This is a genomic window from Aeromonas sp. 159 (assembly GCF_963862045.1).
Lineage (GTDB): Bacteria > Pseudomonadota > Gammaproteobacteria > Enterobacterales > Aeromonadaceae > Aeromonas > Aeromonas veronii.
Map to the genome: position 1 here is coordinate 1 of NZ_CAWLMI010000113.1, position 3,848 is coordinate 3,848.

At 56.9% G+C, this 3,848-nt stretch carries 3 protein-coding genes; all 3 read left to right on the forward strand.

All coding sequences use genetic code 11. From position 1 onward, the window contains the following. Positions 1 to 278: 278 nt before the first annotated feature. Complete coding sequence (locus AACR14_RS16030; protein ID WP_019446910.1) at positions 279 to 2,426, forward strand: adenosylcobalamin-dependent ribonucleoside-diphosphate reductase; 2,148 nt, start codon at positions 279 to 281, stop codon at positions 2,424 to 2,426. Between the two features lie 10 nt (positions 2,427 to 2,436). Beyond that, the gene (locus tag AACR14_RS16035; protein WP_019446911.1) at positions 2,437 to 3,120 is read left to right on the forward strand and encodes a TSCPD domain-containing protein; all 684 of its coding nucleotides are present in this window, start codon (positions 2,437 to 2,439) and stop codon (positions 3,118 to 3,120) included. A gap of 220 nt (positions 3,121 to 3,340) precedes the next feature. Then, on the forward strand, positions 3,341 to 3,848 hold a 508-nt coding region (locus AACR14_RS16040), incomplete at its 3' end, for a PIN domain-containing protein (protein ID WP_019446912.1).

Sequence of the window (3,848 nt, forward strand, 5' to 3'; positions counted from 1 at the left end):
CAATGACGGGATGCCGCCAGCAGAAGCCGAGGAGCGGCCTAACCAAGTGTCCGGGTTTAGTTGACCACTACACTCTGCGTGTTAAATCTATCAGCAAATTAATCAGTTAAGTGCCCTGGCCCAGAAATCTGCTGGCCGGGGCATTTTTTTAGGTTAGAATCGGCGCCCTCATGGCATCAGGTGTACTATATGTTGTGCCATTAATTTTAAATGGCACTATTGGTTGTGTTTTCTGCTGTTGTCATGATGTTGATGCATTCACATAAGGTTGATTGAAAATGGCTAAATCGAACCCGGTGCTGGAGAGTGAGCTTGGCTCCCGCCTTATCCCCATGCAGGAAACGTCCCTCGAGATCTGGGATAGCAAGTATCGCCTCAAGAGCAAGGATGGCACTCCCATCGACAGCTCTATCGATGAGACTTACCAGCGGGTAGCCCGTGCGTTGGCAGAGCAGGAGCTGGAACCGGAGGCCTGGTATGAGCCGTTCCTGTGGGCGTTGCGCAATGGGGCCATTCCGGCGGGCCGCATCACCTCCAATGCGGGGGCGTTTGAGCACAAGCCTGCCACTTCAACCATCAACTGTACTGTTTCCGGTACCATCGAAGATTCGATGGACGACATCCTTGGCAAGGTGCACGAGGCCGGTCTGACCCTGAAAGCCGGGTGCGGTATCGGCTATGACTTCTCGACCCTGCGCCCGCGCGGTGCCTTTGTCTCCGGTGCCGGTGCCTACACTTCCGGCCCGCTCTCCTTTATGGATATCTATGACAAGATGTGTTTCACCGTCTCGTCAGCCGGTGGCCGTCGCGGCGCCCAGATGGGCACCATGGATATCCGCCATCCCGATGTGATCGAGTTTATTCAGGCCAAGCGTGAAGATGGCCGCCTGCGTCAGTTCAACCTCTCCCTGCTGATCACCGAAGATTTCGTCAAGGCGGTGAAAGAGGATGCACCCTGGTCGCTGATCTTCCCTTACACCGCCAAAGAGGTAGAGCAGGATGGCATTGCGCTGGACGATCCTGCTCAGGTGCTATGGGCCGACTGGCCCAACAAGGAAGGGGTTGTATTCAACGAGCTGGGGCAGGTCGCCTGTAAGGTCTACAAGACCATGCCCGCCCGCAAGCTGTGGAATGTCATCATGACCTCCACCTATGACTATGCAGAGCCCGGCTTCATCCTGATCGACAAGGTCAACCAGATGAACAACAACTGGTTCTGTGAAGAGATCCGCGCGACCAACCCTTGTGGTGAGCAGCCGTTGCCGCCCTACGGTGCCTGTCTGCTGGGCTCCGTCAATCTGACCAAGTTTGTGCGCGACCCTTTTACTGAAAACGCTGCGTTCGATTGGCAGGCGTTTCGCAAGGTGGTAGCCATCTTCACCCGCATGCTCGACAACGTGGTGGAGATCAATCAGCTGCCGCTGGCCAAGCAGCGCGAGGAGATCACAGCCAAGCGCCGTCATGGCATGGGCTTCCTCGGGCTTGGCTCGACCCTCACCATGCTGCAGATCAAGTACGGTTCTGCCGCGTCCGTCGCCTTTACCGAGCAGGTATCCCAGGAGCTGGCGATGACCGGCTGGCAGGAGTCCCTGCGTCTGGCCAAGGAGAAAGGCTCTGCCCCCATCATGGAGCAGGAGTTTGAAGTGACTGGCAAGATGCTGCGTCTGCGCCCGGAAATGGCGGCTGATGGCATCAAGGTGGGCGACAAGGTGAAGGGCAAGGTGCTGCACGCACGCTACAGCCGTTACATGCAGCAGGTTGCCGAGGTGGATCCTGCGCTGGTCGCCGAGCTGGCCGAAGTGGGTGGGCGTTTCACTCACCACAGCAGTATTGCGCCGACCGGCACTATCTCCCTGTCTCTGGCCAACAACGCCAGCAACGGTATCGAACCGAGCTTTGCCCACCACTACAGCCGCAACGTTATCAAGCCGGGCAAGAAGAGCAAGGAGAGCGTGGATGTCTACTCCTTCGAGCTGCTGGCCTACCGCGAGCTGGTGAATCCGGCCGCCATGCCCTATGCCGATGATGAGGCGAGCCGTCTGCCGGACTATTTCATTACTGCTGACGACATCAGCCCGGCCCAGCATGTGGACATTCAGGCGGCGGCCCAGCGCTGGATTGACTCCTCCATCTCCAAGACTGCCAACGTGCCGACCGATTTCCCGTTCGAGCAGTTCAAGGACATCTACATGTATGCCTCGGACTCCGGCCTCAAGGGCTGCACCACCTTCCGCTTCAATCCGGAGGCCTTCCAGGGCGTGCTGGTGAAGGAGAAGGATCTGGAGAACACCCTGTACGATTTCACCCTGGAGGATGGCTCCGTCATCTCCGTCAAGGGGAACGAAGAGATCGAATACGATGGCGAGCTGCATACGGCCGCCAACCTCTACGATGCCTTGAAAGAAGGCTATTACGGTAAATTCTGAGAACGACATTATGGTCAAGAAGATCGACAAGAAAATCGTCGCCTACAAGGTGCGTACCAAGGATGAGCCGCAAGAAGATCTCTCTGCGCAGGATGACGTGGTGCACATGCACGAAACCGTGCTGCGCCCGGAGCGGCTGATGGGTACCACCTACAAGCTGAAGACGCCGGAGCATGTCTCCGAGCACTCGCTGTTTATCACCATCAACGACATCATTCTCAACGAGGGCACGGTGCACGAAACCCGCCGTCCGTTCGAGATCTTCATCAACTCCAAGAGTCTGGAGCACTACCAGTGGATCGTGGCGCTGACCCGCATCATCTCGGCGGTATTCCGCAAGGGTGGGGATGTCACCTTCCTGGTGGAGGAGCTGCGTTCCGTATTCGATCCCAAGGGCGGCTACTGGAACAAGGGCAAGTATGTGCCGTCGCTGATCGCCGAAATTGGCAACGTGATCGAGAGCCATCTCACCGAGATCGGCATGCTCAAGGCGCCGGGACTGGATGAGCATCAGCAGGCGTTTCTGGCCGAGAAACAGGCCGAGTTGAAAGCCGCTCAGGAGGCCGAAGAGCAGCAGGCTGGCAGTGGTTTCCCGGCCAATGCCGCGCTCTGCTACAAGTGCCACACCAAGGCGCTGGTGCTGAAGGATGGCTGCATGACCTGCCTCAACTGTGGCGACTCCAAGTGCGGCTGACAGACAGGCCCAAGTAGTTGAATGATAGAAAAAAGACCGGCCACAGTGCCGGTCTTTTTATTGCTGTTTTTATGCTCAATCAAATCAGACGGCCCAGTGATTTGTTGCGCGATAGTAAAATCGGGCGTAGCGTTGAGGGTAATAAAACTGTCACGGCCGTGTGGTTTCAATGACATCTGAGATTCACACACGTGGCCCTTCAGTGCCAAGGAGGATGCTTATGGACAATACGGACCGAAAGCTGTTTATCCTGGATACCAACGTTCTGCTTCACGAACCCCTCGCTATCTACTCCTTCAAAGAGCACGACGTGCTCATCCCCATGACGGTGCTGGAAGAGCTCGATAACATCAAGGATCGCAACAAGGATGTCAGCCGCGACGCGCGGGTTGCCATTCGTGCGCTGGAAGATGTGTTCCGCGATGCAACCCCGGATCAGATCACCCAGGGCGTTCCGCTGGCTGGCGAAGCGAGCGGCAATATCTGCATCTTCAGCGATCACCATCTGCCGCAGGATGCCGAGGTCTTTACCGACAAGGAGGCCGACAACCGCATCATCAACGCGGCCCTCTATCTGCAAAAGCACGAGTTGAAGCGTCAGGTGGTGCTGGTCACCAAAGACATCAACATGCGCCTCAAAGCTAAAGGGGCTGGGCTTGCTCACGTTGAAGATTACCGCAGCGACCAGCTGATCGACGATATCCGCCTGCTGGCCAAGGGCTTTCAGG